The organism is Mycobacterium sp. NGS27 (assembly GCF_059813005.1).
Map to the genome: position 1 here is coordinate 408849 of NZ_JCALDT010000004.1, position 26866 is coordinate 435714.

The 26866-nt window shown below is 66.2% G+C and carries 25 protein-coding genes and 1 pseudogene; 9 read left to right on the forward strand and 17 right to left on the reverse strand.

All coding sequences use genetic code 11. The features are described from left to right. Positions 1 to 17: 17 nt before the first annotated feature. The 3 genes from AC5Y30_RS13465 (at position 18) to AC5Y30_RS13475 (ending at position 2325) form a co-directional block, all read left to right on the forward strand. Positions 18 to 1115, forward strand: coding sequence for an acyl-CoA dehydrogenase family protein (locus tag AC5Y30_RS13465; protein WP_499918749.1), 1098 nt, complete (start codon positions 18 to 20; stop codon positions 1113 to 1115). A 75-nt stretch (positions 1116 to 1190) separates the two neighbouring features. Then, a complete protein-coding gene (locus AC5Y30_RS13470; protein ID WP_499919031.1) occupies positions 1191 to 1949 on the forward strand; it encodes an acyl-CoA dehydrogenase family protein in 759 nt (252 codons plus the stop codon). A 97-nt stretch (positions 1950 to 2046) separates the two neighbouring features. Then, entirely contained in the window at positions 2047 to 2325 is a 279-nt protein-coding gene (locus AC5Y30_RS13475; RefSeq protein WP_499918750.1) for a DUF4190 domain-containing protein, read from the forward strand. Positions 2326 to 2333: 8 nt separating this feature from the next. Here AC5Y30_RS13475 and AC5Y30_RS13480 read toward each other — a convergent pair whose 3' ends face one another. After that, complete coding sequence (locus tag AC5Y30_RS13480) at positions 2334 to 2891, reverse strand: acyl-CoA dehydrogenase family protein (RefSeq protein WP_499919034.1); 558 nt, start codon at positions 2889 to 2891, stop codon at positions 2334 to 2336. A gap of 9 nt (positions 2892 to 2900) precedes the next feature. Then, positions 2901 to 3521 (reverse strand): annotated as a pseudogene (locus tag AC5Y30_RS13485) (acyl-CoA dehydrogenase family protein); the annotation flags it as partial. Positions 3522 to 3763: 242 nt separating this feature from the next. On the opposite strand from AC5Y30_RS13485, the gene AC5Y30_RS13490 reads away from it, so the two are divergent. After that, positions 3764 to 4414, forward strand: coding sequence for a TetR/AcrR family transcriptional regulator (locus AC5Y30_RS13490; RefSeq protein ID WP_499918751.1), 651 nt, complete (start codon positions 3764 to 3766; stop codon positions 4412 to 4414). 226 nt (positions 4415 to 4640) lie between these two features. Further along, on the forward strand, positions 4641 to 5489 hold the full coding sequence (locus AC5Y30_RS13495) for a mycofactocin-coupled SDR family oxidoreductase (protein WP_499918753.1): 849 nt from the start codon (positions 4641 to 4643) through the stop codon (positions 5487 to 5489). 3 nt (positions 5490 to 5492) lie between these two features. Here the strand turns inward: AC5Y30_RS13495 and AC5Y30_RS13500 are convergent, their stop codons facing one another. Next, complete coding sequence (locus AC5Y30_RS13500; RefSeq protein WP_499918754.1) at positions 5493 to 5909, reverse strand: DUF5313 domain-containing protein; 417 nt, start codon at positions 5907 to 5909, stop codon at positions 5493 to 5495. 19 nt (positions 5910 to 5928) lie between these two features. Further along, on the reverse strand, positions 5929 to 6420 hold the full coding sequence (locus tag AC5Y30_RS13505) for a MarR family winged helix-turn-helix transcriptional regulator (protein ID WP_499918755.1): 492 nt from the start codon (positions 6418 to 6420) through the stop codon (positions 5929 to 5931). An 85-nt stretch (positions 6421 to 6505) separates the two neighbouring features. Between AC5Y30_RS13505 and AC5Y30_RS13510 the strand changes: the two genes are divergently transcribed. Continuing rightward, positions 6506 to 7345 (forward strand): SDR family NAD(P)-dependent oxidoreductase, encoded by an 840-nt coding sequence (locus tag AC5Y30_RS13510; RefSeq protein WP_499918756.1) that lies wholly within the window; start codon positions 6506 to 6508, stop codon positions 7343 to 7345. Between the two features lie 33 nt (positions 7346 to 7378). Here the strand turns inward: AC5Y30_RS13510 and AC5Y30_RS13515 are convergent, their stop codons facing one another. The 8 genes from AC5Y30_RS13515 to AC5Y30_RS13550 form a co-directional block, all read right to left on the reverse strand. Continuing rightward, entirely contained in the window at positions 7379 to 9817 is a 2439-nt protein-coding gene (locus tag AC5Y30_RS13515) for a CaiB/BaiF CoA transferase family protein (RefSeq protein WP_499918757.1), read from the reverse strand. Positions 9818 to 9819: 2 nt separating this feature from the next. Then, a complete protein-coding gene (locus tag AC5Y30_RS13520; RefSeq protein ID WP_499918758.1) occupies positions 9820 to 10947 on the reverse strand; it encodes a M24 family metallopeptidase in 1128 nt (375 codons plus the stop codon). After that, positions 10937 to 12175, reverse strand: a complete 1239-nt coding sequence (locus tag AC5Y30_RS13525) for a M24 family metallopeptidase (RefSeq protein WP_499918759.1) — start codon at positions 12173 to 12175, stop codon at positions 10937 to 10939. Before AC5Y30_RS13525 ends, AC5Y30_RS13520 begins: the two co-directional genes overlap by 11 nt. After that, a complete protein-coding gene (locus AC5Y30_RS13530) occupies positions 12176 to 13342 on the reverse strand; it encodes an amidohydrolase family protein (RefSeq protein WP_499918760.1) in 1167 nt (388 codons plus the stop codon). It abuts the gene before it with no gap. 48 nt (positions 13343 to 13390) lie between these two features. Continuing rightward, positions 13391 to 14635 (reverse strand): cytochrome P450, encoded by a 1245-nt coding sequence (locus tag AC5Y30_RS13535; RefSeq protein ID WP_499918761.1) that lies wholly within the window; start codon positions 14633 to 14635, stop codon positions 13391 to 13393. Between the two features lies 1 nt (position 14636). Continuing rightward, complete coding sequence (locus AC5Y30_RS13540) at positions 14637 to 14831, reverse strand: ferredoxin (protein WP_499918762.1); 195 nt, start codon at positions 14829 to 14831, stop codon at positions 14637 to 14639. 11 nt (positions 14832 to 14842) lie between these two features. Then, positions 14843 to 15508 (reverse strand): TetR/AcrR family transcriptional regulator, encoded by a 666-nt coding sequence (locus AC5Y30_RS13545; protein ID WP_499918764.1) that lies wholly within the window; start codon positions 15506 to 15508, stop codon positions 14843 to 14845. Between the two features lie 171 nt (positions 15509 to 15679). Continuing rightward, positions 15680 to 16486 carry an SDR family NAD(P)-dependent oxidoreductase gene (locus AC5Y30_RS13550; RefSeq protein WP_499918765.1) on the reverse strand — a complete coding sequence of 269 codons (807 nt, stop codon included), beginning with the start codon at positions 16484 to 16486 and terminating at the stop codon, positions 15680 to 15682. 129 nt (positions 16487 to 16615) lie between these two features. Here AC5Y30_RS13550 and AC5Y30_RS13555 point away from each other — a divergent pair, with 129 nt between their 5' ends. From AC5Y30_RS13555 to AC5Y30_RS13565, 3 genes are all read left to right on the forward strand, one after another. Next, entirely contained in the window at positions 16616 to 19399 is a 2784-nt protein-coding gene (locus AC5Y30_RS13555) for an ATP-binding protein (protein WP_499918766.1), read from the forward strand. A gap of 96 nt (positions 19400 to 19495) precedes the next feature. Continuing rightward, positions 19496 to 20260 carry an SDR family oxidoreductase gene (locus AC5Y30_RS13560; protein ID WP_499918767.1) on the forward strand — a complete coding sequence of 255 codons (765 nt, stop codon included), beginning with the start codon at positions 19496 to 19498 and terminating at the stop codon, positions 20258 to 20260. Between the two features lie 21 nt (positions 20261 to 20281). After that, entirely contained in the window at positions 20282 to 21004 is a 723-nt protein-coding gene (locus tag AC5Y30_RS13565; RefSeq protein WP_499918768.1) for an SDR family NAD(P)-dependent oxidoreductase, read from the forward strand. A gap of 164 nt (positions 21005 to 21168) precedes the next feature. Here AC5Y30_RS13565 and AC5Y30_RS13570 read toward each other — a convergent pair whose 3' ends face one another. The 5 genes from AC5Y30_RS13570 to AC5Y30_RS13590 are packed head-to-tail and all read right to left on the reverse strand — an operon-like array spanning position 21169 to position 26864. Then, the gene (locus AC5Y30_RS13570) at positions 21169 to 21990 is read right to left on the reverse strand and encodes an alpha/beta fold hydrolase (RefSeq protein ID WP_499918769.1); all 822 of its coding nucleotides are present in this window, start codon (positions 21988 to 21990) and stop codon (positions 21169 to 21171) included. After that, a complete protein-coding gene (locus AC5Y30_RS13575) occupies positions 21987 to 22976 on the reverse strand; it encodes a cyclase family protein (protein ID WP_499918770.1) in 990 nt (329 codons plus the stop codon). The genes AC5Y30_RS13570 and AC5Y30_RS13575 overlap by 4 nt, the downstream gene beginning before the upstream one ends. Continuing rightward, complete coding sequence (locus AC5Y30_RS13580; RefSeq protein ID WP_499918771.1) at positions 22964 to 23791, reverse strand: coniferyl-alcohol dehydrogenase; 828 nt, start codon at positions 23789 to 23791, stop codon at positions 22964 to 22966. The genes AC5Y30_RS13575 and AC5Y30_RS13580 overlap by 13 nt, the downstream gene beginning before the upstream one ends. A 41-nt stretch (positions 23792 to 23832) precedes the next feature. After that, positions 23833 to 25134 carry an LLM class flavin-dependent oxidoreductase gene (locus tag AC5Y30_RS13585; protein ID WP_499918772.1) on the reverse strand — a complete coding sequence of 434 codons (1302 nt, stop codon included), beginning with the start codon at positions 25132 to 25134 and terminating at the stop codon, positions 23833 to 23835. A 2-nt stretch (positions 25135 to 25136) separates the two neighbouring features. Next, on the reverse strand, positions 25137 to 26864 hold the full coding sequence (locus AC5Y30_RS13590) for an FAD-binding protein (protein ID WP_499919037.1): 1728 nt from the start codon (positions 26862 to 26864) through the stop codon (positions 25137 to 25139). Between the last annotated feature and the right edge of the window lie 2 nt (positions 26865 to 26866).

Consider the following 26866-nt stretch of genomic DNA (forward strand, 5'->3'; position numbering starts at 1 on the left):
GGAGCCGATCAATCGAAGTGAATGTCGAGCAGTTCCGGGCCGACCTGCGCGCGTGGCTCGACGACAACGATCTGACCCCCGGGCCCGACCACTCGCTGCGGGGGCACATGCGGCAGTTCGCCCGGGTCAGCCGTGCGCTCTACGACGCCGATTGGATGCGATTCGGCTGGCCGGTCGAGGTGGGTGGATTGGGCGGTCCCGCGGTGCTGCGAGCGATCGTCGGTGAAGAGGTGGTGGGCCGCCGCTTGGCCGAACCCGGACCCTATTCGATGCTCGAGGTGCTCGCGCCGACAATGATCGACTACGCGCCGGCCGAGCTCGCCAAGGAGATGGTTCCGCGCCTGCTGAGCGGTGAAGAGCAATGGTGCCAAGGCTTTTCCGAGCCGGGCTCGGGCAGTGATCTGGCATCGCTGACAACACGGGCGGTCCAGGACGGCGACAACTGGATCGTCAACGGCCAAAAGGTATGGACCAGCTTCGCGCAGTTCTCCACCCGGTGCGTCCTGCTTACCCGCACCGCGCCCGGGCACGACGGGATCACCGCGTTCTTCGTCGATCTCGACACTCCGGGCATCACCATCCGTCCGCTGCGGACGATGCACGGCGTCGACGAGTTCTGCGAGGTGTACTACGACGACGTGGTGATACCGGCCAGCCGGATGCTGGGCAAGCCGGGAGACGGCTGGCGGCTCGCGATGGACCTGCTGCCCTATGAGCGTTCGGCGTGTTTCTGGCAGCGGATTGCGTACCTCTATTCGCGTTTCGACGATCTGATCACCACGGCAGCCGAAGTCGGCGAGCCCGACGAATCCGCGCTCGGCGGCGCCTATCTGGCGCTGCACACATTGCGCTGCCGGTCGCGCGCGACCCAGCACCGGATGCGCGATGGGGCCCGGCTTGGACCCGACACCTCCATCGACAAGGTGCTGCTCGCCTCTGCCGAGCAGCGGCTCTACGACACCGTCCGCGATGTGTTGCCGGGCACGCTCGAGCTCGAAGACACGCCGTGGCGTTCGGAATACCTGTACTCGCGCGCGGCGACGATCTATGGCGGCACCGCCGAGATCCAGCGCAATATCATCGCCCGCCGGCTGCTCGACCTCGGGAAGGAGTGAACCGTGGCTTCTTCGGCAGATACCGAGTCAGACCCCGAATCGCTGCGCCTGCTGGCAGAGTCGCTGCGGACGACGATGAGCGCCGCCTCGGGCGCCAAGCTCGATGCGGCGCTGACCGACCTCGGCTGGCGCGACATGCTCGACGAAATGCCCGATACCGCAATACCTCTGGTGTTCAAACTGCTCGGTGAGACCGGCGCGCACGCGCCCGTCCTCAACGACGTAGTGCTGTGCGCGGCCGGCGACGCGCCCGGAGGCACGCTGCCGCTGCCGTTCGCCGGCGGCTCCTGGGTGCTGTGGGAACGCCGCGACCACCCCGAGTCGGCGATCGACGAGTTGCTGCCGATCCGCCCCGCACCGCAGGGAGATCCTCTGCCGTCGGCCGCCCTGCACGCGGGTTGGCTAGCCGTGGGTTGGTGGCTGGTCGGCACCAGCCGGGCCATGCTGTCACTGGCTCGTCAGCACGCCGTGGACCGCGTGCAATTCGGCCGCCACATCAGCTCGTTCCAGGCGATCCGGCACCGGCTGGCCGAGACGCTCGTCGCGATCGAGGGCGCCGAGGCAACACTGCAAGCCGCGACGGAATGCGACGATCCGCAGGGACTGGCTTCCCTGCTGGCCAAGGCCGCGGCTGGTCAGGCCGCGCTCACCTCCGCACGCCACTGCCAGCAGGTGCTCGGCGGGATCGGCTTTACCGCCGAGCATCCGCTGCACCACCACATCAAGCGGTCCCTGATTCTCGATGGGCTGCTGGGCAGCTCTCGAGAACTGACGCGTGCGGCCGGAAAAGCGTTGGTGGCGGCCGGTTCTGCGCCGCGGCTCGCGCAGCTGTAACGGGTCGCGCGCCCCGGAACCAAGCAGCGTACGCCGGGCATGGGATGCTTCGCTGCAACGATGGCGCGTGGGTCGACCACGGCCGCAACCCGGGGAGGTGGGAAGCACGAATCACGCGCAAGCACCACAAAACCAGTTCGGCGTCGCCTCGCTCCTGCTGGGCCTGGTCGGACTCGTCACCTGCTGGTTGCTACTGGGAGTGCCCTTTGGCATCGCGGCGGTGGTGACGGGCGACATCGCCCGGCGAAGGGTTGCCCGCGGGGAGGCGAACAATCCGCGAACCGCGGTGGCCGGCATGGTTTTAGGGGCGATCGCGGTGGTGGCGGGTCTCGTCGCCATCGGCTACTACGCCCAATTGGACGCGAAGAACCACTGACGCTCAGATCAATTGCGCGGTAACCCGAGTACGCGTTCTGCGATGATGTTGCGCTGAATTTCCGATGTACCGCCGGCGATGGTCGCGGCGAAGGTGCGGGTGTACCGGTCGAACCAGCTGCCGTAGTGGCTATCGAGGTTGAGCGGCGCGAACGGGGCCGTGACCGCGCGCAACGCCAGTCCGTCGCCGTCCTTGGCGGCCAGTGCGTCCTCGCTGGCGCGTTGCATGGCCTCCGAGCCCAGCAGCTTGAGCACCGACTGAGCGGGGACGTCCTCTTCGCCGCGAGCGGCTTTGGCCAGCGTTGCCGACCCCAGCAGCCGCATCGCATAGAAGTCCATCACCAGCGTCGCGTAGTGATCCCGCTGCACCGGACCCGAGGGATGGGACTCGACCGTCAACGCGTGCAACATGTCCGCGTAATCCAGCCACAGCATCGCGCGCTCGTGGCCGAGCGAACCGGTCGCGACGCGCCAGCCCGCGTTCAGCTCGCCCACCAAGTTCTCGGCCGGCACTCGTACGTCGGTGAAGAAGACCTCGTTGAAGTCGACGTCGTCGATGTCACCCATCGAGGCGAACGGGCGGCGGACCACGCCTGGGCTGTCGGTGGGAATCAGTAAAGCGCTGATGCCCTTGTGTTTTGGCGCGTCCGGATCGGTGCGCACGAAGGTCAGCAACACATCGGCGTGATGGGCGCCGGATGTCCACACCTTCTGCCCGTTGACGACGAAGTGGTCGCCGTCTGAATCAGACGAGCGCACCGCGCGCGTCTTCAGCGAGGCGAGATCCGAGCCCGCGCCGGGTTCGCTCATCCCCAGTGACGCGGTGATCTCCGCCCGCAGGATCGGTACCGCCCAGCGCCGCTTCTGTTCGGGTGTACCGAATGACAGCAATGACGCCGCGATGATGCCCACACCCTGCGGATTGAAGCTCTGATAGATGCGCCGCCGCGACAGCTCTTCGTGGTACACGTACTGCTGCAGTAGCGTGGCGTTGCGCCCGCCGAACTCCGGGGGATTGCCGGGCTGTAGCCACCCGCTGTCGAACAGCAAGCGCTGCCACCGGCGGGCCCACTCCGGGACGTCCGAACTCGATTGGGGCCGCAGGAACGCCTCGGCCTCGGAAGGCAGGTGCGCGTCGAGGAAGGCCACGAATTCGGCGCGGAACGCCTCCACCTCCGCGTCAAAAGTCAGCTGCACAGCTCTTCCCGGGATGGTCGTGAGCGCACCGCGCCGTCAGTAGATCATGGTTTCCGCCGACGACGCGGTTCGCTCTTGCGATTAAGCTTCCATACACACGTCTAAGAGAATAGTATTCTCGCGGTAAGAAAGTTACAATCTCCGACACGTGATCCGTGAGGGGGTCGAGCGCAGCGATGTCACGGCGTTCTCCGTTAGAGTCCAACCATGTTCTCCCCTCGCGGCAATCACCTGAGCCGGCCGTGACCAATCCAAGCGAAGAGCCGGCCTGGAAGCAGCGTGCCGTCGAGCGGTCCATCAAGACGGCGAAACTGCGCGCCGCGCAGCGTGTTCAGCGCTTCCTCGACGCGGCCCAGGCCATCATCATCGAAAAGGGCAGCACGGACTTTACCGTGCAGGAGGTCGTGGACCGCTCCCGCCAGTCGTTGCGCAGCTTTTACCTGCAATTCGACGGCAAACACGAGTTGCTGCTGGCGCTCTTCGAGGATGCCCTGAGCCGATCGGCCGACCAGATCCGCGCGGCCACCGAGAGCCAAGCCGATCCGTTGGAGCGGCTGCAGGTCGCCGTTCAGCTCCTCTACGAGGCATCGCGCCCGGACCCGACGGCCAAGCGCCCGTTGTTCACTGACTTTGCCCCGCGGTTGTTGGTGACGCATCCGGCCGAGGTCAAGGTGGCTCATGCGCCGTTGCTCGCGTTGCTGACGGAACTGATGGAGGCGGCGCACGACGCCGGCAAGTTGCGCACCACCAGCAATCCGAAGCGGGTGGCCGCCATGACAATGCAGACCGTCATGTTCATCGCGCAATCCAGCGGCGGCCCCGATGACGCGACGATGCACCCCATCACCGCCGATGAGGTGTGGGATTTCTGCTCACGCGGATTCGTCGCGTAGCACAACCGCGCCCCGTCCCCTCCCGTGATGAGCGAATAGCGCACGCCGTTTGCCGGTGAGAATGAGATTCTCTAATATCTAGAATCACAAATAGCCGAAACGGATTCGTCATTGACACCCGCGACGGCTCAATGACAGAGTTCAAGGCGGCAAGACCCGCGGTCCTGCAGAACGCGTTCGTTCTCCGCCGAGGCGTGCCGATCGAAAGTCAGGAGTTGAGGTAGCCATGACCGGACGTGTTGAGGGCAAAGTCGCTTTCGTCACCGGAGCGGCGCGCGGTCAGGGCCGCAGCCATGCGGTGCGGTTGGCCGAGGAGGGTGCCGACATCATCGCCGTTGACATCTGCAAGCCGATCCGCGACGGCGTGACGGACACCGCGATCCCGGCGTCGACACCCGAAGACCTCGCCGAAACCGCGGACCTGGTCAAGGGGCACAACCGCAGAATCTTCACGGCCGAGGTCGATGTGCGCGACTTCGACGCACTCAAGGCGGCGGTGGACAACGGTGTCGAACAGCTCGGCCGCCTCGACATCATCGTCGCCAACGCCGGAATCGGCAACGGCGGCGAGACTTTGGACAAGACCAGCGAAGAAGACTGGACAGAGATGATCGACGTCAACCTGTCCGGGGTGTGGAAGAGTGTGAAAGCCGGTGTGCCGCACATCTTGTCCGGCGGGCGAGGTGGCTCCATCATCCTGACCAGCTCGGTCGGCGGGCTCAAGGCCTACCCGCACACCGGTCACTACGTCGCGGCCAAGCACGGCGTCGTCGGTCTGATGCGCGCCTTCGGAGTCGAGCTGGGGCAGCACATGATTCGCGTCAACTCCGTGCACCCCACGCACGTGAGCACCCCGATGATCATGAACGAGGGCACCTGGAAAATGTTCCGCCCCGACCTGGAGAGCCCCGGCCCCGACGACATGGCGCCGATCTGCCAGATGTTCCACACGCTGCCGGTTCCCTGGGTCGACCCGATCGACATCAGCAACGCGGTCCTGTTCTTCGCCTCCGACGAGTCTCGCTACGTCACCGGCGTGACCCTGCCCATCGATGCGGGCAGCTGCCTGAAGTAGCCGCTAGAAGGGGCTGCTATTCGACTGCCATTCGGCTGACTCGGGTCGCGGCCCGTACCGGCGGATGTAGTCCTCGTGCATCCGTGCCTGTTTGCGGCGGGCGATCACGTCGACCAGATTCGGGTCCAAACCGTGGACGGCCAGCCGGTGCCGCCGCCAGACCTTGTTGAGGGCAAGGGTTATCAGCAGCGCCCAGATGTAGAGCGGCGCGGTCATCTCCGTGTGCACGTAGAGCGAGGCGGGCAGCAGCCAGAATGGAGCAAGGACCAGCAGGGGCGGGATGGCCCACCTGATCATGTGCCGGCGGATGGCTCCCTCGCCGGCCAAGTCTCGTGCCACCCAGGTGCGCATCGAGTCGGGCAGTCGCTGGCCGTAGGAATAGCCGATCCGCTGCCAGAGAGTGGGTTTCGCGTCGGTCATCATGCTCCTCGGGGTGATATCAGGCTTGCAATGCGCCGGCCGCCACGGCCGCGGCGTTGATGCGGGTGAGGACCCGATGCAGGTTCTCGAGTTCGGCCATGTCCACACCGAGCCGGGCAACGACGGCGGGCGGAATCTCAAGTGCCTTCTCCCGCAGGGCGATTCCGCGTTCGGTCAGCCTCACGTCGGTGGTCCGCTCGTCGCCCGCATTCTTCGAGCGGGTGATCAGCCCCAGCCCCTCCAGCCGTTTGAGCATCGGCGACAGCGTGGCGGAATCCAACTGCAGCGCGGTGGCGATCTGCTTGACCGACAACGGGAACTGCTCGGCCCCGGGGGTTTTGCGGTGATCCCACAACGCCAGCATCACCAGATACTGCGGATGGGTCAGGCCGAGCGGCTCCAACAGCGGCCGGTACACCGCCAAGACCGCCCGGTTGGTCGTCGCCAAGGCGAAACACACTTGGTGTTCGAGGGCTAGGGGGTCGATTTCGCGCGCGGTCGGTGCGGCCATACGTACATAGTGCGCTAATAGTTAGGGTGCTATCTACATGACGCCTCTCACACCGCCCCGCGCGCGGGTAATACCCTCGGAATCCATGGACGATTTCGCGGGACGCGGGGCAGTCATCACCGGCGGTGCGAGCGGCATCGGTTTGGCCACCGCCACCGAATTCGCCCGGCGCGGCGCCCGCCTGGTGCTGGCCGACGTCGACCAGGCCGCGCTGGAACGGGCCGTGGCGCACCTGAGCGGCGAAGGCTTCGATGCGCACGGAGTGACGTGCGACGTGCGCCACCTCGATCAGATGGTTCACCTGGCCGAGGAGTCCTTCCGCCTGCTGGGTCAGGTCGATGTCGTGTTCAGCAACGCCGGCATCGTCGTCGCGGGTCCGCTCGCGGCGATGACGCACGAGGACTGGCGCTGGGTGATCGACATCGATCTGTGGGGTTCCATCCATGCCGTCGAGGCGTTCGTGCCGAAGCTGATCGAGCAGGGCAGGGGCGGGCACATCGCCTTCACCGCTTCCTTCGCCGGATTGGTGCCCAACACCGGTCTCGGGGCGTACGGCGTTGCCAAGTATGGGGTCGTCGGTCTGGCCGAGACCCTGGCCCGGGAAGTCAAGGACAACGGCATCGGTGTATCGGTGCTCTGCCCGATGGTCATCGAGACCGGGTTGGTCGCGAACTCGGAACGAATTCGCAGCGCCGATGACGGGCTCGCGTCAGCGCCCGACCTGACGAGTGGGTTCGGACAGCTCCCGCCGACGCAGGATGACACGGTGTCGGTCGATGGCGTCGCGCGCCTCACGGCCGACGCGATTCTGGCCAACCGCTTGTACATCCTGCCGCACGAGGCGGCCCGGGCGTCGGTCAGACGCAGGTTTGAGCGCATCGATCGCACCTTCGACCACCAGGCCGCAGAAGGGTGGAGACACTAACCGGATGTTCGATTAGTCGATCACCATGGCCGCTCAGCTACTTGCGCGCGTGGCCGGTGCGCGGCCGATCACACCGTCGGATTCCAGGCGGGCGATGTCGCAGTCGGACAAGCCCAGCCCGGACAGCATCTCGTGGTTGTGCTCCCCCAGCAGCGGCGCATGCTCGGTGTGGAACCTGTGGGGCCCGGCGGAGAACCTCGCCGGCACGGTGCTGAGCCTGGCCGGCCCGTTGACCGGATGGTCGACCTCTTCGAAGAAATCCCGGAACGCCAACTGCTCCAGCTCAGTTTGACGGTGCGGTTGCATGACTTTGGCCACCGGGACGCCGGCGTCCCAGAGAGTCTCGACGATCTCGTCGCGGCTGCGGTGCGCGCACCAGGCGGCGAGTCGCTCATCGATGAAGTCGTGGTGCGTGCGCCGGCCGGCATCGGTCGAAAGTCCGGGATCTGTTGCCCAGGAGGGTGATCCGAGGGCCCGGCACAAACCGTCCCACTGGTCGTCGGTGGCCACCGCGATCGCGACCCAGCAATCGAGCCGGCCGAATTCGTCGATGTCAGCGCTGAGGTAAAGGTTCTGCGGCGCGGCGGTCGGGCCCCGGTTGCCGGCACGCTCCAACACCGCCCCGTATGCCGAGTACTCGACAACCTGCTCGGCGGAGATGCTGAGGGCGGCGTCGACCATCGCCGCCTCGACGAACACGCCTTCGCCGGTGCGGCGCCGGTGCTCCAGCGCGAGCAGTATCGCGTTGAGCGCGTGCACGCCGGCGCATGCGTCACCGATCGAATAGGGGTCATACGGTGTGCGGTCCGGGTAGCCGGTAAGCCAACTCACGCCGGACGCTGATTCGATGGCGTAGGCGAACGCCGGGTTGTCGCGCCACGGGCCGCCGAGTCCGAATCCGGGCATTCGCACCAGCGCCGTGTCCGGCCGAATCGATTGCACAGTGGCGAAATTTAACCCGATCTGGTCCAGCACCCGCGGCGTGAAATTCTCCACGATCACATCGCAGGTCGCGATGAGCTCACGCAGCAATTCGCGACCGCGCGGACTCTGCAGGTCGAGCGTCAGCCCTTTCTTGTTCGTGTTGAGGGCCTCGAAGATCGGCGACTTCTCCCACCACTGATCGTCGGTGATCGGGATGCCGGCGATCATCCGTGTGCCATCGGGACGGCGGGTGGATTCGACGTGGATGACCTCGGCACCCAGCAAGGCCAGAGCGTGGGTACAGCAGGGTCCCGCCCAGAAGGTCGTCATGTCCAGGACCCGAAGTCCGCTCAGGGGAGACGCTTTCGCCACACCGGCAGGCGCGGGTCGCGCCGGAAGGGCCGCGGCGCGGTAGTACTCGGTGTGCTCCCCCAGCCGCGGTGCGGGCTGCGGCGGGCGCAGCTGCGCGGGCCGCATCCGATACGGGTGGCTGGGCTGCTGGAACCCGTCGCTTGGATTTCGCACGAACGAGCCGCGCTCCACGAACTGATCGAAGGACGTGACGTTGGCGCCGTTGGCGACCGGCGCGTTGGGAATGCGGAATGCCGACGCCAGTTCGCGGATTTCGTCGACCGGGGTGGCGGCCAGCCAGGAGAAGATCTCATCGGCGTGGATGTTGGCCTGCTCGGTGATGGACAGCGGTGATTCCTCGTCGATCCATTCCGGATGGCCCACCATCGCACACAGGTCAAACCATTGTTGCGCGGTCCCGCAGCCGAGGTTCACCAGGCCGTCCTTGGCCTGAGCCACTCCCGGAATCGTCGGCCGTCGCGTGTCTCGCCACGGCCGGCCGAGCACCTCGAAGTAGGTGACCGGGTAATAGGTGAGGCCGAGGATCTGTGTCTCCAGCATCGAGAGGTCGACCAATTCCCCTGCGCCGCCGTTGATCCGGCGCCAGCGGGACGCCAAGGTGGCCGCACTTGCGTAGACACCGGCCAGGTATTCGCCGGCCTGACCGCCGATGAAGACGGGCGCGCGCTCCTGCTCGCCGCGGCCGAGCCCGACGATGCCTCCCGACCACGCCTGCAGGGTGAACTCGGTCGCCGGGCGGTCTCGCCAGGGGCCTTCCAGCCCGAACGGTGTGATCGCGGTGACGGTGAGGTGCGGGTGGCGTCCCTGGATGGCATGCGGCGTGAAGTGCGGCTGCTCAACCACTTTCGAGCCGGCCGACCACACCACCGCGTCAGCGGAAGCCAGCAGCCGGTCCACCAGCTCGGTATCGTCGCCGCTGGTGGGGTCGGCCACGACACTGTGTTTTGCCCCGGCCAGGAAGCTGAACAAGGCGCCGTCACCGCCGACCGGGATGGTGGCGCCCGAAGCCGACCACCTGCGCAACGGATCACCCTCTGGCGGTTCGACTTTCACGACGTCGGCGCCGCCGTCGGCGAGCAGCTTGGTGCAGTAGGCGCCGGCTATCCCGGTGGACAGGTCGACGACGCTGTAGCCGCTCAGCGGCGCTTCGGCCGTCGGCACCGAGGACTCGGGCACGGTTAGGGCCGCCAGAACGGGCTCGCGGTAAGCACTTCGGGGCCGTCGGCGGTGATCAGGACCGCTTCACGCCCGAATACCGCGCCGCCTCCTTCTTCCCACACGTAGCCCGTCACGGCCAGCACCATTCCCCGCTCCAGGCGTTCTGCGGCCGCGGTGGTGGGCAGGTGCTTGGAAACGACGGGTGGGTCGAACCCCATGCCCAGGCCGCGGGCCACCGGCATCGGCGGCTCGGGCTCCCCCGCGCTCCGGTAAGCGGTGAGCAACTCGTCCGCGCTCGTGCCGGGATGACAGGCTGCGATCAGCTTGCCCCACAGTCGATCCCACCGCGTGTGCAGTGCTGCCGCACCGCTGGGCGCACGCCGGTTGTCGGCGGGCCAGGTCCGGCCCACTTCGCCGACGTAGCCTCCCGCCAGCACTCCGGCGGAGAACGCCACCAGATCGCCGTCCTGGATACGACCGTCGCCGTGAGCGCGCCGCCAGGGGTGCTTGCGCGATGTCACCCATGCGACGTCCTGGTTCGACGGCGTGCTGACACCGCCGGCCGCGGCGGCCTCCAGCAAGACGCCGGCCAGCGCCTGCTCGGTGACCCCCGGCCGCAGTTCGGAAACCGCCGCCGCGAGCGCCGACTCGGCCACCGCGACTGAGTCCCGCAGCGCGGCGATCTCCTCGTCCGTCTTGATGCGCCGCGCGGCCCGCATGGCCAGCTCACCGTCGACCAGCTGCGCGTTGGGGAACGCGGTCGGCAGGAGTTGGGCGAAAACCGGTGACAGCGCATCGGTTCCGACGCGTCGTGCGGTCGCCGCGCCGTCGATGCGCTGCAAGGCCGCCATCGTGTTCATCGGGTTCCAGGAGATGCCGTAGAGGTTCTCGTGGGGAATGTCTTCGGGGACGCCCTCATCCCACGTGCTCAGCAGGTGCACGGCGCCGGTCTCGCGCACCAGCACGCAGGTCGGGCCGAACGGCCGGGTGCCGGCCACCCACAATTGTGGAGCCCCGGTGACGTAGCGGACATTGGCTTGCCGGCCGAGGACCAGTACGTCGAGATCGTGTGCCGCCATCTGGGCCAGCGCCCGCTGGCGGCGCCCGGAGCGCAGCGTGCGCTCGTCGGGCAGGACTTCAGTTGCCATAAGGGTCATAGGGGTAGTCGGTCAAACGGATCCAGCCTTCCTCGGTGATCACCAGGACCTCTTCGCTGCGGTAGCCGCCGGTGCCGTCCTCCCATACGACGGGCTCGAGAACCAGCACCATTCCGGATTGCAGGACGAAATTCTCGTCGAACTCCTGCCCGAGATCGGTTCCGATCATCGGCATTTCGGCGGCGTTGACGCCGATTCCATGGCCGAGGTAGAAGTGCGGCAGCCACGGCTTGGTGCCGCCGTTGGCCGTGATGGCGGCGCGGCCCAGGTCCGCCGCGGTGGCGCCCGCCTTGGCGACGCCCAGAACTGCGCTCATGATCTCGAACCATTTGTCGAACTGCGCTTGCTGGCGCCGGGACGGGTCCCGTCCGACGATCCAGGTGCGCCCGAAGTCGGAGCAGTAGCCCTGATACGTGATGCTGACGTCGGTCCACAGCACATCGCCTTCGGCCAGCTCGCGCTCGGTGGTCAGGAGCGGCAGCGCCAAATCGCCGTGCGTGGTCCACACGCCCTCGGCCTTGCTCGGCGGCATCACCTGCCAGATCGGCTCGAGCATGCTGGCCGTGGCGCCCAGTTCGAAGGCGCGCCGCAAAAAGCTTGCCGACAAGTCGATCTGGCGGATACCGGGCGCCAGGCGTTTCTGCACCTCGACCATCGCCTCGTCGGTGATCCGGATTGCGGTGCGCATGCACGACAATTCGTCGGGCGTTTTCACCGACTTGGCGGCGCTGACGATGGCCGCGGCGTCAACGGGTGCACCGCCGGGGAACAGGAGCTTTGTGGCGCGCGACATGGCACCGGTGAACTCGTCGACCGCTACGACCGCTTTGGCCGGCATGAGCTCGGCCAGCTGGCGCGCGAAATGCTGTACCCCCTCATCGAATTCGAGGTAGACGGGCCCATGCAGGTGATCGGCCGGCAAATCCGCTTCCTGTGAGGCTCCCTCCCGGAAGGGCAGGAACAGGTGCGGCCATTCGTCGTCGGCGAGCACCACGGCCACCGGCCGTTCGACGTAGGACAATCCGGCGTCGCCGAGTGGCCAGCTGGCGCCGGTGGCATAGACCACCGCGTTGTTGCCCAGCAGGATCATCGCGTCGACACCGCGCTCGGTCATCGCCGAACGCAACCGGGCCCCCGTCTCGCGGCGCAGGCGAGTCAGGTCGGCCGTGTCCGGAATCACCAGCGTGGTGTTGGTGTCCAGTTGGGCGAACGTCGTCACTTACAGACCCAGGAACTTCGTGACGTTGCCGCTGACGATCTTCACCGCGTCGTCCGGACCCACCGCGTCGACGACGGCTTTCAGCGATTTCTCGGAATAGCCGTACGTGCTTTCGTTGTGCGGGTAGTCGCTCGACCACATCACCTTGTCCACCCCGATTTGGTCGATCAGCTGCAGGCCCAGCGGGTCGACCATGAACGACGCGCTCATATGCGTGTCCCAGTAGTAGCGCGGGTCGTGCTCGAGGGAGCGGTTGAACATGTGTTGGTATGACCCCATCAGGTGGTCGGCATCCTGCAACGCCCAAGGCACCCAGGCAATCCCGCCCTCGAACCAGCCGATTCGCAGCCCGGGATGATCATCGAGGATTCCGGTGAAGAGGTACTTGGCGAACTGCTCACGGAAGCCGTCGATGTTGATCATCATGCCGACCACCACGCTGTTGAACTGGCACGGGGTTTTCGGCGGCGTCTCCCCGATGTGGTGGGTCACCGGCAGACCGGCGGCCTCGATCTCGTCCCAGACCGGCTTCATGGCGGTGCTGCCATAGTCGATGATGTTGCCGTCGTCATCCTTGCCAGGATTGAGCGGCAACAGGAAAGTCTTGAGCCCCAACGACTTCAGCTCGTCCAGCGTCTTGCGGGTGCCCTGCGGGTCCCACCAGTTGATCAGCCCGGCGCCGTAGAAGTGGCCGTTCGAGCGCTCCTGAAGCTCGGCCATGTACTCGTTGTAGATGCGGAAGGCCAGCTCGCGAAGCTGCTTGTCCGGATAGTGAAACAGCGCCAGCACCGCGTTGGGGAACGCCAGTTCCTTCTCGACGCCGTCGTCGTGCAGCTCTTGAATCCGGGCCTCGATGTTGGTGCTCGCGGCACCGGGCAGATCGTCGTACTGCATGAGCACGGCGCTGAAATCGCCCGGCAGGAAGGACTGGCCCTTGCGACCGACCTGGTAGGCGCCCTCCTCGTACCAGATCCGCGGCGCCTTATCCTTCAGCTCGTCCGGAAAGCGTTGATAGAAGATGTCATCCGCCAGCGAGATGTGGTTGTCCGCCGAGAAGACCGCCGTCCCCCGCGGCAGACCGACATCGGCGCCCGCGGCGTGGCCACGCCGATCCTTCGGAGCGCCATAACCTCCGGGCGGGTAAAGCGTGCTTGCTTGAGTCGTCATCATTGACCCTCCGTTCGGATCCGCAATTTGGATAGGCAGCGAGCTGGGCTACCAGGTCACCGGCAATTCGTAGACGCCGTAGGCGAGTCGGTCGTCCTTGAACGGCACCTCCTCGATCGGAATGGCAAGTTGCAGAGTGGGTATGCGCCGGGCCAGGGTGTGGAACACGATCTGCAGTTCGGCGCGGGCAAGCTGCTGCCCCACGCACTGGTGCCGGCCATAGCCGAACGCGACGTTGCGGTCGGCGCCCGAGCGATGCAGGTACAGCCGGTCCGGCTCGGCGAACGCGTCCGAATCCCAATTGGCCGGGGCCAGATCGATGATGATGCCCTCGCCGGCACGGATCGTCTCGCCGGCGATGTGAATGTCGTCGAGCGCGACGCGGCGCTGGCCGTTCTGAATGATGCTGAGATAACGCAGCAGCTCTTCCACCGCACTGGCGATGACCTTCGGATCTTCCGCATCGCGAATGATGGCCAGCTGGTCGGGATTTTCCAGCAGGGCGAGCACACCGAGGCCGATCATGTTGGAGGTGGTCTCGTGCCCGGCGATCAGCAGGCCGGTGCCGAGTTGCGCGGCCTCTTTCACGCTGAGCTCTCCGGCCTTGACCCGCTCGGCGAGGTCGGAAACCGCGTCCTCGGCCGGCTTCTCCATCTTGGCTTCGACCAGCTGAGCGAGGTATTTGTTGAGATTCATCGCGCCTTTGACGGTGTCCGCGCCGGTGGCATAACGCGCGAGACCGACGTTGGCGTGGTGCTGAAACATATCGGCGTCTTCGTACGGAACACCCAACAGCTGGCTGATCACCAGCGAGGGCACCGGCAGCGCCAGCGCGGTGACGATGTCAGCGGGCTGCGGCCCGGCGAGGATCGCGTCGATATGGTCGTCGGTGATCTGCTGGATGGTCGGGCGCAGGTTTTCGACGCGCTTGAACGTGAAGGGTTTTGACAGCATGCGCCGGAACCGGGTGTGCTCCTCACCGTCGGCGGTGAACACCGACCGCGGGCGCTTGTGCACCGTCGACAGCATGCCTTCGTTCCAGTGCGGGAATCCGGGCTGCCGGTCGTCGACGCTGACCCGGGAATCCGAAAACAGTTCGCGCACTTGCTCGTAGCCGGTGATGAGCCACGGTGTGCTGCCGTCCCAGATCCGGACCCTGGACAGCGGCCTGGCCTCGGCCAGTGCCATGACGTCCGGTGGCGGCGCGAATGGGCAGCGCGGCTCCCTGGCCATCGGGTAGTCCGGGATGTCGGAGGTCTGCGCTGTTGCCGTGCTCGCCAGTGTGTCTGACATGTCATTCCTCGATGTGGATGGCGAGCGCGGGGCAGGCAGCCGCCGCCCGCCGCGCGCCTTCGGACTGTTCGGGAGTTGGGTTTGGGTTGAGGAGGACGACGACGCCGTCGTCATCGCGCTGATCGAACACGTCGGGCGCATTCATCACGCAGTTCCCCGAAGAGGCGCAAACGTCTTGGTCGACAGTCACTTTCATCGGCGAGTCCTTCACTCGTACGCCGTGACCGGCGCCAGCCACAGGCCGACGATCGCGTCGATGAGCCCGGATGCCGCAGCCCGCCATGGACGATGGGACGTCATCGCGCCCGTGGCGAAGGCGCGTTCACGATCGGCGCAGGTGTGCATCAACAGGTTTCGGGCCATGATGTTGCGTTCGAAGTGCACATCGGCGGGCAAGTTGGGCAGGCAGCGGTTGAAGCCGTCGACGACCTGCACCAGCGACGGCGAGCTGAGCGCGCCTTTGACGACGATGTTGTAGTAGGCCGGATCGGTCATGGCCTGGGCGGCGAAGCGCGCGTACCACGTCGGGTTTCCCAGCTGCTCGAGGTGATCGGTGAGTGGGCGCACCAAACACGCCACCCAGGAGCGCAATTCGCCGGACCCACCCGAGGCCAGCAGGTCGGACACCATCCGCTCGCGGAGCTCCTCGACGGGTCCGCGGTGCTTTTGCTCGATCGCCCGCACCAGGTCGGCTTTGGTGCCGAAGTGGTAACCGACGGCGGCATTGTTGCCCTGGCCGGCGGCCTCGCTGACCTGCCGGTTGGACACCGCGAACATGCCGTGCTCCGCGTACAGGCGCTCGGCCGCCACCAGGATCGCCTCCTGGGTGGAACTGGCCCGATCGGTGCGAACGGTCCGGCCGGCGGTGGTCATTGGATCAGTCAACCTCCTGCTAGGGTTTAAGTCAAGCGATTGATTTAAATGGACTGGGCGTACAGGGCCTGACGTGCCGCCGACCCGCCGCCGCGCCTGGGCGAACATGACCGCAGTGTCACGCTGGAGCCCGACCGTGACCGCACCGTCACGCTCGCGCCGTCGGCGATGTCACCCGTGCTTCTTGGAACGGATCGGCTTGCCCGCCACGGTCCCACCGTCGACCGGAAGCACCGTCCCGGTGACATAGCGCGAGCGGTCGGTGGCGAAGTACAGCGCCGCTTCGGCGACGTCATCGGGAGTGCCCTCGCGCTTCAGCGGCCGGTCCTCCCGCATCGTCTCGCGGATTCGCGCCTCGAACTGCTTCAGCTGCTCGGGGTCCATGCCGGTCCCCGACTTTCCCAAGATCGGCGTCGGTATGTTGCCGGGTGCGATGGCGTTGACGCGAATCTCGTGGTGGGCCAACTCAATCGCGGCGGCCTTGGTGAATTGAATGACGGCCGCTTTGGACGCGCGATAGATCATGACGCCGCCGCCGGCCTGGATGCCGCCTATCGAGGTGATGTTGATGATCGACCCGCCCCCGTGTTCTGCCATGTGCCGCGCGGCATCTCGGGTTCCTGCCATCACGCCCAACACGTTGACCCCCATCACCCGGTGGAAATCGCTGAGGTCGTCGTCCAGCAACTTGCGCAGCGGGCTGGAAATCCCGGCATTGTTCACCATGACGTGCAGGCCGCCGAACTTCTCGACGGCACCGGATACCAGCGCTCGCACCTGTTCGGGGTCGGAGACGTCGGTCCGGCAAAAGACGGCGTTGTCACCGAGCGAGGTCGCCAGCGCCTCGCCGCGATCGGTCTCGACGTCGGCGATGACGACCTGTGCGCCCTCGGCCACAAACCGCTCCGCGAGACCGCGGCCGATGCCGGAGGCCGCGCCGGTGACGATGGCGACCCTGCCGTCCAATTCGTTAGCCACACGACGAGTTAATCGGCGCATGCCGCGTTAAGTCAAGCAATTGATTTAACGGGGGCGCCGCTCACCGCGGTGATGACACCCGCGCCCCGGTAAGGTCGAACAGCAAATCTTCTTCCAGCGGTGGTACGGGTGAAAGTTCGACAGGCATCGCCTCTGCGCGGTCGACGTGCGGAATGCGCGGCCCTCGATCGGCTGGTATCGGGCGCCCGCTCGGGCCGGGGCCAGGTCTTGGTGCTGCGCGGCGAGGCCGGCATCGGCAAGACGGCCCTGCTGGACTTTGCGGCCGAGAACGCCGCGGGCTGCTTCACCGCGCGGGTGGCGGGGGTCGAATCAGAGATGGAACTCCCCTTCGCTGCCCTGCAGCAAGTCTGTCTGCCGCTGCTGGAGTGTCTCGATCGGCTACCGCCGCCGCAGCGGGGTGCTCTGGATGTCGCCTTTGGACGAAGCATTGGGCCGGCGCCGGACCGCTTCCTGGTCGGGTTGGCGATGCTGAGCCTGATCGACGCAGCGAGCGAGGTCAAGCCCCTGATCTTCCTCGTCGACGACGCCCAGTGGATTGACCGAATCTCGGCCCAGACGTTGGCCTTTGTTGCTCGCCGCCTCATCGCAGAGCCCGTGGCGATGGTGTTCGCAGTGCGTGACGGCTGCGACGATGAGTTGGCCGGCCTTCCCGAATTGACTGTGCGTGGCCTCAATCCGCGCGACGCTCGCGCATTGTTGAACTCGGTCATCCTCGGCCGGCTGGACGACCAGGTGCTCGATCGCTTCGTGGCGGAAACACGGGGAAATCCGCTGGCGCTGTTGGAGTTGCCCCGTGGCCTGACAGCGGCGGACCTGGCGGGAGGCTTCCAGCGCCCAGACGTCCAGCCGTTGGCGGGACAGATCGAGCACGTTTTCATCCAACGCATCCGGTCATTGCCCGAAGAGTCCCAGCGGCTTTTGGTCACCGCGGCAGCGGAACCGGTTGGCGATGCGGCGCTATTGTTGCGCGCCGCAGAACATTTGGGTCTTCCACTGGGTGCGGCGGAAGCCGCCGAGTCCGCGGGACTGATCGACATCGGGACGCGAGTGCGATTCCGGCACCCGCTGGTGCGGTCGGCGGCATACCGCACGGCGGACCTGATGGAGCGCCGCCGGGTACATCAAGCCCTCGCCGAGGCAACGGATTCCGACGCCGATCCCGACCGACGCGCATGGCATTTGGCGATCTCAGCGCCAGGACCCGACGAGTCCGTCGCTGCCGCGCTCGAGCGCTCCGCCGATCGCGCACACGCCCGGGGCGGTGCCGCCGCTGCGGCCGCCTTCTTGGAACGGGCGACCCAGCTGACCGCCGACCCGGCCCGCCGCGGAACACGGGCCTTGGCCGCCGCTCAGGCCATGCGCGACGTTGCGGCTTTCGACGCCGCGGACGAACTGCTGACCATCGCCGAGAACGCGTCGCTGAACGAAGTCGGGCGGGCCCGAAGCGCCAGGCTGCGCGCGCAAATGATTTTCGCTCGACGCCGGAACGGAGATGCCGATGCGCCTACGGTTTCCGATGCCGCCGTCGGTCTCCTCGATGCCGCCCGCCGGCTGGAGACACTCGACGACGCACAATCTCGGGAGACGTATTTGGACGCGCTGGGGGCTGCGATGTTCGGCGGCCGGCTGTGCCCGCACGGCGGTATTCACCTGGTCGCTGAAGCCGCCCGCACGGCCCCACCCGCGCCGAAGCCCGAACGGGCCGTCGATCTCCTCCTCGATGGCATCGCACTGCGAGCCACAGCCGGTCTCGTCCCGAGCCTGGCGCCGCTGCGGCGTGCACTGACACTCATCGATGCCGAAGCCGAGCGTGGCGACGACGTCATGCACTGGTTCTGGCGAGCCTTCCCGATCGTTCAGGAATCCAGCGTCCACGAAACATGGGACGACGAAGTGTGGCACCGGCTTGCCACGCACGCCGTCCGTCTCGCACGTGATGCGGGCGCGCTCGCGGTGTTACCGCACGCGCTGGCCTACCGCGCCGGCGTACACCTACAGGCTGGAGAGTTCGCGTCGGCTTCGGCGCTGATCGACGAAGCCAGCGCCATCAGCGCCGCGACCGGCTATGCCCCAGTGAAGTACCAATCGGTGCTGCTGGCCGCCTGGCGCGGCGTCGACGCCGAGGCGCACAAGCTGATCGACACCGCTGCCGCCGACGGAATGGCAAGGGGTGAAGGACGAATCGTCGGTTTGGCGGGCTACACGAAAGCCTTGCTGTACAACGGCCTCGGCCGCTACGACGACGCGTTCGATTCCGCGCGGCAGGCATGCGAACACGAAGATCTCGGTCTGTTCGGCTGGTGTCTCATCGAACTCATCGAAGCCGGCGCTCGAAGCGGCGAGCACGAAGCGGCGAACGATGCCCTGCGCCAACTGGAAGAGCGCGCGACAGCCAGCGGAACAGACTGGGCTGCAGGCATTTTAGCCCGATCGCGAGCGCTGCTGGTCCACGACCGCAAGGCCGAGAACTTCTACCGAGAGGCGATCGAAAAGCTCGAACGCACCCGCATCACGGTGCAACTGGCCCGTGCCCATCTGATCTATGGAGAGTGGCTGCGCCGCTGCAATCGACGCATCGATGCCCGCACACAGCTGCAGACTGCCCACGAGATGTTCGGACGGATGGGCGCCGAGGCGTTCGCCGCGCGGGCGCGCCGCGAACTATTGGTCACGGGCCAGAAGGTGAGTAAGCGACCCGCCGCCCCGGGCGACGAGTTGACGCCCCAGGAGGCGCAGATCGCGCGCCTGGCCGGGGAGGGCCTGACCAATCCCGAGATCGCCGCTCGGTTGTTCATCAGCGCGCACACCGTCGAATGGCATCTGCGGAAGGTGTTTGCCAAGCTCGGCATCACCTCGCGCAGACAGCTCCGGGGTTGCGACTTGGCCCCCTGAGCCGATAAGACTACGGACTTTCCAGGGTTCCGGGCGGCCTCGTTCAGCGCCATGCTGAATACACCAGTTCATCGGGAAATTCGGAAAGGCGTGATCATGAAGGTTCTGGTAATCGGCGGTAGCGGACTCATCGGGTCGCAGGTAGTCACCCAGCTCGACGAACTGGGACACGAGGCGGTTGCGGCCTCGCCGAGCTCCGGGGTCAACACCATTACCGGCGAAGGTCTCGCCGAGGCCGTCGCCGGTGTCCACACCGTGGTCGACGTGTCCAACTCCCCGTCCTGGGCCGACGAGGACGTGTTGAACTTCTTCACGACCTCAACCCGGAACCTCCTCGAGGCCGAGCGCGCGGCCGGTGTGCACCACCACGTTGCATTGTCGATCGTGGGAGCCGACCGAGCGGCGGCAAGTGGCTATATGCGCGCCAAGGTGGCCCAAGAGAAGCTGATCACCGAATCCGCCGCTCCCTACACGATTGTGCGGGCTACTCAGTTCTTCGAATTCGTTGAGGGCATTGCCGATTCGCTGGCCGAGGGCGACACGGTGCGCGCCCCGCATGGCGCATTCCAGCCGATCGCCGCCGCAGATGTCGCCACGGCTGTCACTCGCGCCTCGGTCGGAGATCCGGCCGGACTGATCAATATCGCCGGTCCAGAGAAGCAAGGCATGGACGACTTCATCCGGACCCGCTTTGCCGCAACCGGCGACACCCGCCAGGTGGTAACCGACCCGAATGCCCAGTATTACGGCGCCGTGCTCGACGAGCGCATGATCGTTCCCATCGAGGGCGAAGAAGTGACGATCTACTCCACTCGATTCGGTGACTGGCTGACAGCCCAGGTGCCCAGCAACGCCAAGTAGGCGTCCGCGGGGTCGACTTCGATGGAGCTGATGGATCAGACCGCCGTGATCACCGGCGGAACAGCGGGAATCGGACTGGAATCCGCGCGACTGCTCGCAAGCGAAGGCGCTACCGTCATCATCGCCGGCCGCCACCGGACCAAAGGTGACCAAGCCGTGGAAGCCATCGGTACGAACGCACGGTTCGTCCAAACCGACATGGCCGACGCCGAATCGGTGAATTCGCTTGTACGGCGGTGCGGCGAGGTCGACATCATCGTCAACAACGCCGGCAGCTTCCCGTCCGCATACACGGTCGACCAGGACATGGCGATGTTCGAGACGATGTTCGACACCAATGTCCGCGGCGCCTACTTTCTGGTCGCCGGCCTGATCCCGGGAATGTTGGCACGACGCCGTGGGAGCATCGTCAACGTCACCAGCATGGCGGCGTTCAAGGGGATCCCCGGCGCATCGGGCTACAGCGCCTCCAAGGCCGCGCTGGAGTCGCTTACCCGCACCTGGGCCGCCGAATTCGGGGCGGCCGGGGTGCGGGTCAACAGCGTGGCGCCCGGCCCCACCCGCACAATCGGGGTGGCCGCCGCATGGGGCGACGTGAACGAGGAACTCGGAAGGGCGTTGCCGCTCGGCCGCACCGCGTTCGCGTCCGAGATCGCGGAGGCCATCCTCTTTCTCAGCTCCCCACGGGCCAGCTTCATCACCGGCTCTACCCTCCACGTCGACGGCGGCGGTGCGGCCGTTTGATTCCGCCTACCCGAGATAGCCTCAGGCTCACCCGCATTGACACGATCGAGGGGCAATGCCCGAATGCCGGGCGACTCGCGATACTCGGATGGGCTAGCGCGGGCGGTTGAGCTCCGCCTCGCAATAACAGCACGTGAGCCAATGACGAGGAGCACCAATGACCTTCAGACGGCGCCCAAGAAATCCATCAGCAGCTGGTTGACAACCGAAGGCTGCTCGATCTGGGGGCAGTGGCCGGCCTTGTCGACCACGACCGAACGGGCCCCGTCGATCTGTTTGGCGATCTCGGCGGCCCAGCCGGCCGGAAGGAGCTTGTCCTCTGCACCCTCGAGGACAAGCGTTGGCACGCCGATGCGTTCGTAGGCTCGTGTGGTCGACGGCGCCGCGGACGGCGTGGCGCCGGGGCGGCGAAACCTGGCCGCCGCCACGGCCTCCCATGCCCCCGGCGCGGTGCTCGATTCGTGGCGGCGGCGCACGTAGCCGTCGTCGGCGGGATAGCCGGAGTCGAAGAACAGCGCCTCGACGATGCGGCGCATGCCAGGCACCGTTGCGTCATAGTTCTGCAGCGCCTCGAAATGCTCGTTCTGCTGTATCTCCCCGCCGCCGCAGATAAGCACCAAGCTGTGCACCGGCAGCAACGGTGTGCCCGACGTGGCGTCGGTGAGCAGATTGATGGCGCCCATCGAATTGCCGACGAAGTGCGCAGAGTCGACGCCGAGCAGTTCGCAAAAGCGCGCCACATGCCGAATCCGCATGCCACGACCGTCCACGAAGTCGATGACCTTGGCGGATTCCCCAAACCCCAGCTGGTCCGGCGCCAGCACCCGGTAACGGGCGGCAAGCGCTTCGATGTTGCGCTCCCACCCGAGCTCGGCGCCGGCCCCGAACTCACCGCCGTGCAGCAGCAGCACCACCGGATCGCCTTCGCCGGCTTCCAGATAGCTGGTGGTCAGCCCGTCAACCGAGATGGTTTTTCGTTGCATCATTTGATCGCGATCGGGTTCACCGGTGAGCCCACTGCCCCAACGAATCTCAACGGCGGTGCGATGAGCTGGAACTCGTAGACGCCGTCGGCTGCGCAGTCGGCTGCCAGAGCGGTCAAATCCCAGTATTCACCGAGCATCATGCCCATGTCGCGCAGCGTCAGCAGGTGGAAGGGCAAAAACACACCGTCGACCCCGGACACCGGGTCTTCCACTTGGAGGTTATCGGCAGCGACCGCGGCGATCTCGTGATCGTGCAGCCACTGCGCGCATCGCCAGTCCAGGCCCGAATAGCGTTCGGTTTTGTTTCCGGTCTGCAGATACCTTGTCCACCAACCGGTTTTGATGAGCAGGATGTCACCCCGACCGATCGTCACATCCTGTGCGCGGACGACATCGTCCAATTCTTCGGGGGTGATGGGATTTCCGTGCTCCAGGAACACCTCCGCGCCCCGATGGCGCACCAGGTCCAGCAGCACACCGCGGGAGGTGATGCCCTTACCGTCGACCTTCTCGATGCCGAGATGCCGTGCGCCGAGGCTGGTCACCGAACCGGCCGGGATACCATTGTAGAGCTGGTCGTCGTAGTAGACGTGCGACAACGCGTCCCATTGGGTGGCCGCCTGCAACGGCATGATGATCATGTCGTCGTTGAACCGGAACAGGTTGTCGACGAAGTACGGGCCCATCTGCGCCGCCGTCGGGTTCCGTTCCCAATCCGGCCCGTACTGGGCCAGCGTGCTGGCGTCACCGCCGTCCACCGTCATGACGTGGACCGGGTTGTGCCGAAAACCGAAGGCGCCCTGCGGCCCCGACGAGCCGAAGTCCACGCCGAGGGGAAACACTTTGCCGTGCCGGACCAGGCTTGCGGCCTGGGCGATCTTGGCCTCGGTGATGAAGTTCAGTGTGCCGAGTTCGTCGTCATCACCCCAGCGGCCCCAGTTGCTGACGTCGCGGGCGGTCCGGCGAAAGTCGGTCACACTGGCCACTGGACACGCCCTTCCTCGAGTTCACGCGCGATTGCGGCGCCCACGTTTCCGCCGTCGACCCACACCACTTGGCCCGAAATATAGCTGGCGGCATTGCTATTCAGGAAGAGCAACACCGCGGCCTGCTCGGCGGGGCCCGAGACGCGGCCCAGCGGCTTGGGAATGTCGTCGAGGAAGCCCTGTCCGTACGCCGTACGCAGCTGGTCCAGGATCGGTGTCTCGGTGACCCCGGGGCCGGTGCAGTTGATGCGGATTCCCCGCGCGCCCAGCGGCGTGGCGCTGCGCATGGTGTACAGGATGATCGCTTCCTTGGACAGCTGATAGCCGGTGCCCAGCGCGTCGGGATGCTCACGGCACCAGTCGATACCCTCCTGCATCGTCGCCGTATTCAGCAGCGGCGCAACATCTCTCAGATGCTCCCGAAACGCGGCAGCGGCGAGAGAGGACACGCCGACAATGGAGGACCCCGCGACCATCTTCGGGATCAGTGCCTCGGTGAGGTGACGCATCCCCAGGAAATTGATGGTCACCACGAGTGGCGGATCGCCGATCCCGGACGACACGCCGGCAACATTGAACAGCGCATCGACCCGACCCGTTACCCCGGCTACCGCCGCGTCGATCGATGTCCGATCTGCCAGGTCGACCTCATGGAATTCGTCGATCGCGAAGTCGGGTCGCCGTTTGTCGAGTCCGACGACTTCGGCCCCAAGCTCGGTGAGCTGCCGCACCACGTGTTCGCCGATGCCTGAAGCGCATCCCGTCACCACCGCACGGCGGCCGCCGTAGCGCCACAGCTCGTCGATCTCTCCCAAGGCTCGCCTCGAAATCCTCCCGGCTCAGATGCCGTCCGGTCCTACTTCTGCTGTTCCTTTGCGCGCTGCGCGGCCTGCACGCGGCCTTCGTTTATCTCCGCCATGGCTTCGGGGATCTCGCTGGCGGTGAACTTACCGCCGCGACCGGTTGGGAGTCCACCAAACGAGTAATCCTCGTCGAATTGCGGTGCGGTCGATTCCGGCCGGCGCGACTCCACCTTTTCGATGACGGGCTCCAGCCGCTTCGCCTTTTCCGCCACGGCCTTTGCGTCCCGCTCGATGAATTCGGGGAGCACCTCTTTGCCCATCAGCTCGATGGATTCCATGGTGCCCTCGTGGCTGCGCGGGTTGAGCAGCAAGATGATCTCGTCGACTCCGCTCTCCTCATAGCCGCGCAGGAACTCGCGCACCGTGGCCGGCGAGCCGATCGCACCCCGGCCCGGCCCGTACGCCAGCGTCGGATCCTTGTCCACCTCTTCGAGATAGCGCTGCCACACGCCGGTCCGTCCCGGCGTGTGCACGCCGGTCATGTAGTAGTGCATGATCCCGAACGAGAAGAATCCGCCGCCCTGCCCGAGGCGCTGCAGGGCCTGCTCATCGGTCTTGGCCACCATCATCGACAGGTCACCGCCGATCGCCAGGATGTTGGGGTTGATCCGGGGAGTGACCGGGACGCCGTTCTCTTCGAACTCCTTGTAGTAGCCGTTGACGCGCTCGGTGAGCGGTCCGGGACCGGTGTAGGCGAAACTGAGTGCGCCGATCGCCTTTTGGGCCGCCATCTGGACGCTGGCCGGCCGCGTGCAGGCGACCCAGACCGGCGGGTGCGGCTTCTGCAGCGGCTTGGGGACGACGTTACGCGCCGGCATCTGGACGTGTTCGCCGTTGAAGCCGGTGAACGGCTCCTCGATCATGCACCGGATCGAGACCTCGAGGGCCTCTTCCCACTGCGCCCGCTTGTCGGCGGGGTCGATGTTGAATCCGCCGAGTTCGCCGACCGACGACGATTCCCCGGTGCCGAATTCGACGCGGCCGTTGGAGAGCAGGTCGAGGGTGGCGATGCGCTCGGCCACCCGGGCGGGGTGATTGACCATCGGCGGCAGGTGCATGATGCCGAACCCCAGCCGAATGTTCTTAGTCCGCTGGCTGGCCGCCGCCAAGAAGATCTCCGGTGCCGTCGAGTGGCAGTACTCCTCGAGGAAGTGGTGCTCGGTCAACCACACGGTGGAGAAACCCGCTTTGTCCGCGGCCTCGACCTCGTTGAGACAGTCCTGCAGCAGGACGTGTTCGTCGTCGGGCGCCCAGGGTCGCGGCAGGGCGAATTCGTAGAACAGTGAGATTTTCATCGTTACCTCCTATGAGTATTAAGGGCACGCTTGGCTGCTTCGGCCGCAACGTGTTTCGCCGCGACATAGCCGAAAGTCATGGCCGGGCCGATGGTCGCGCCGGCACCGGCATAGCTACGGCCCATCACCGGGGCGGAGGTGTTACCCACCGCGTACAGGCCGGGCACCACGCCGCCGTCGGCCCGCAGCACGCGGGCGTGTTCGTCGGTCAGCAGGCCGCCCGAGGTCCCGAGGTCCCCGAGCACGATCCGGAAGGCGTAGTACGGCGGATCGCCAAGCGGATACAGGTTCGGGTTGGGCAAGGTGTGGTCGCCGTAGTAGTTGTCGTATACGCTGTCGCCGCGGTTGAAATCGTCGTCGTGGCCCCTGCGGGCGAGTTCGTTGAAGCGGCTGGCGGTTTCGGCAAGCTGGTCGGGGGGCACGCCGATCTTGGCCGCCATTTCGTCCCACGTCCTGGCCGCTTTGACGACGCCCGATTCCAGCCAGGCCGGCGGGATCCTCCGGCCGGTGGGCACCGGCGCTCCCGGAATCTTGGGTATCGGCAGGTGTCCTCCGACGACGTAGCGGTTGAACGATCTGTGGTCGGTGATCAGCCAGCACGGGATGTGGGTGACGCCGGATCGCTGGCCCTCGATCATGGCGTGACCGAAGTCCATGTAAGGAGCCGCCTCGTTGATGAAGCGCTTGCCCGCACCGTTGACGATGAACTGCGCCGGCATCATCCGTTCGTTGAGCATGAATTGCATACGGCCGTCCGGCCACTGGATCGCCGGGAACCACCAGGCCTCGTCGAGCAGATCCGTTGCGGCGCCCACCTTTTGGCCCGCGCGGATGCCGTCGCCCATGGCCGCGGGATTGCCGAAGCTCCAGTCCTGATCCACCTCGGGCAGGAGCTCCTTGCGCCAGGCGAGGTCGTGGTCGAATCCGCCGGACGCCAGGATGACGCCCCGTCGTGCGCCGATCCGCTGTGGCGTGCCCTCCCGTTCCACCACCGCACCGGTGACCGACCCGTCGGACTCGGTCAGCAGCTGGACCATCGGCGACTCCAGCCAGAGCGGAATGCCGCGTTCGCGCAGCGCCAGCCGGAGACGGGCCGCCAGCGACTGCCCAATCGCGGCCATCCGCTCACCGAACACCCTCGCCCGGACCATTCGCCCAATCAGCTTCAGCAGCACTCCTTTACCGGTCCAGGACTGCCTGATCCGGTAGAACTGACGGAGCTCCTTGGGCCCCAACCAGATTCCCTTCGGCGCCAGGGCCAGGGGCTGCAACAGCTTCTGCTCGCCGGGGCCCAGCTTCCGCAGGTCGATGGGCGGCACGTTGATGGTGCTGCCCAGTTCCGAACCGCCGGGAAGCTCCGGGTAGTAGTCGGCATAGCCGGGCTTCCACACGAATTCGCACCATCCGGACAGTTGCTCCAAGAACTGGAGCATCTGTGGTGCGGAGTCAACGTACTGCCGCAGCCGTGCCTCGCTGACCAATCCGTCGGTGATCAATTTGAGATAACCCACAACGTCCTCGGGTGAGGGCACATAGCCCTCGCGCCGCTGTGCGGGGGCCCCGGGCACCCAGATGCCGCCGCCGGACAGGGCCGTGGAACCCCCGAAGTACGAAGACTTTTCGATCACCAGCGTGTCGAGGCCGGCGGCGTGGGCCGTCAGCGCGGCCGTCATGCCGCCACCGCCGGACCCGACGATGAGCACGTCGACGACGTGATCGAAATTGTCCAGTG

What these genes read in the sequence shown, in the direction of transcription:
- AC5Y30_RS13470 (WP_499919031.1), top strand. Translation starts at nt 1,191, where the DNA reads ATGAGCGCCGCCTCGGGCGCCAAGCTCGATGCGGCGCTGACCGACCTC.
- AC5Y30_RS13480 (WP_499919034.1), bottom strand. Translation starts at nt 2,891, where the DNA reads ATGGGTGACATCGACGACGTCGACTTCAACGAGGTCTTCTTCACCGAC.
- AC5Y30_RS13495 (WP_499918753.1), top strand. Translation starts at nt 4,641, where the DNA reads ATGACCGGACGTGTTGAGGGCAAAGTCGCTTTCGTCACCGGAGCGGCG.
- AC5Y30_RS13500 (WP_499918754.1), bottom strand. Translation starts at nt 5,909, where the DNA reads ATGACCGACGCGAAACCCACTCTCTGGCAGCGGATCGGCTATTCCTAC.
- AC5Y30_RS13505 (WP_499918755.1), bottom strand. Translation starts at nt 6,420, where the DNA reads ATGGCCGCACCGACCGCGCGCGAAATCGACCCCCTAGCCCTCGAACAC.
- AC5Y30_RS13510 (WP_499918756.1), top strand. Translation starts at nt 6,506, where the DNA reads ATGGACGATTTCGCGGGACGCGGGGCAGTCATCACCGGCGGTGCGAGC.
- AC5Y30_RS13520 (WP_499918758.1), bottom strand. Translation starts at nt 10,947, where the DNA reads ATGGCAACTGAAGTCCTGCCCGACGAGCGCACGCTGCGCTCCGGGCGC.
- AC5Y30_RS13530 (WP_499918760.1), bottom strand. Translation starts at nt 13,342, where the DNA reads ATGACGACTCAAGCAAGCACGCTTTACCCGCCCGGAGGTTATGGCGCT.
- AC5Y30_RS13535 (WP_499918761.1), bottom strand. Translation starts at nt 14,635, where the DNA reads ATGTCAGACACACTGGCGAGCACGGCAACAGCGCAGACCTCCGACATC.
- AC5Y30_RS13540 (WP_499918762.1), bottom strand. Translation starts at nt 14,831, where the DNA reads ATGAAAGTGACTGTCGACCAAGACGTTTGCGCCTCTTCGGGGAACTGC.
- AC5Y30_RS13545 (WP_499918764.1), bottom strand. Translation starts at nt 15,508, where the DNA reads ATGACCACCGCCGGCCGGACCGTTCGCACCGATCGGGCCAGTTCCACC.
- AC5Y30_RS13560 (WP_499918767.1), top strand. Translation starts at nt 19,496, where the DNA reads ATGAAGGTTCTGGTAATCGGCGGTAGCGGACTCATCGGGTCGCAGGTA.
- AC5Y30_RS13565 (WP_499918768.1), top strand. Translation starts at nt 20,282, where the DNA reads ATGGAGCTGATGGATCAGACCGCCGTGATCACCGGCGGAACAGCGGGA.
- AC5Y30_RS13570 (WP_499918769.1), bottom strand. Translation starts at nt 21,990, where the DNA reads ATGATGCAACGAAAAACCATCTCGGTTGACGGGCTGACCACCAGCTAT.
- AC5Y30_RS13585 (WP_499918772.1), bottom strand. Translation starts at nt 25,134, where the DNA reads ATGAAAATCTCACTGTTCTACGAATTCGCCCTGCCGCGACCCTGGGCG.